Genomic DNA, 1001 nt, shown 5'->3' with positions numbered 1-1001 from the left:
CACGGGCGGGAAGATCCCCATCAACCAGGCCGACGCCGAGACCCTGATGCAGTTGCCGGGCATCGGGCCGGCACTGGCCGGACGGATCATCGACTTTAGGGAGGCAAACGGGCCGTTCAAGTCCGTCGAGGAACTCGAGCAGGTTTCCGGGATCGGTCCGGTGCTGATGGGCAAGCTGCGGGAACTGGTGCAGGCGCCGTGAGCACCGACTTCCGGGGACTGTGGATGCTGGGCGGGGCGTGGGTGGCCGCCTGGTTCGCCCCGCAACGCTGGGTGCTGGTCCCGCTGCTGGGGATGATCGCCGTGCTGTTCGTGCTGGCCGCCCGCCGCCGCCACGACCCGCGGTACTCCGCGCCCTGGTTCACCGCACTGCTGCTGATGCTGTTGGCGGCCACCGCGGTGATCGTCAGCGACCAGGGCCGGGCGCACTGTCAGCTGCCCGGACATGGGACGCAAAGCTACCGGGTGATGTGGGCGTTCAGCGAGACTCCGCGCACCGGCCAGGACGGCGCACTGAAGGGCCGGGCGCAGATCCAACGGTACTGGCAGGACGGAACCTGGCACCACTGCCCGATCCAGGTGTACGCGACCAGCACGGTTCCGCTGCCCCAGGCCGTGGCCGGCTACGAGTCGCTGATGCGCCTGGAGGCCACCGGGTCGCGCACCGGCATCCAGTATTTCGCCAGCGTCAACAGCCCCTCCACCGGGCACGGCCGCGCCCCGCACGGGCCGGCCGAACGGCTGAAACAGCGGTTCGTGCACACCCTGGACCGGCTGCCCGAACCGGCACGGGCACTGCTGCCGGGCATGCTCTACGGGGACCGTTCCCTGCAGGATGATGCCCTGAGCGCCGCGATGAAGCAGACCGGGCTCAGCCACCTGACCGCGGTCAGCGGCTCGAACTGTGCCATCATTGCCGGTCTGGTGCTGTTGGTGCTGCGCGGGCTCGGGGCGCCGCGCTGGCTGGCGCTGCTGGGCCTGGGTGGTGCGCTGCTGCTCTT

The 1001-nt window shown here is 70.1% G+C and carries 2 protein-coding genes; both read left to right on the top strand.

The window, feature by feature from the left end; all coding sequences use genetic code 11:
• Positions 1–202, top strand: a 202-nt coding sequence (locus JCM19049_RS15305; protein WP_279403357.1) for a ComEA family DNA-binding protein, incomplete at its 5' end; no start/stop codon positions are given.
• Positions 199–1001, top strand: an 803-nt coding sequence (locus tag JCM19049_RS15300; RefSeq protein ID WP_279403356.1) for a ComEC/Rec2 family competence protein, incomplete at its 3' end; no start/stop codon positions are given. The genes JCM19049_RS15305 and JCM19049_RS15300, both read left to right, overlap by 4 nt.

This window comes from Arthrobacter sp. JCM 19049 (assembly GCF_001310435.1).
This window is presented reverse-complemented; position numbering and strand designations above follow the sequence as displayed.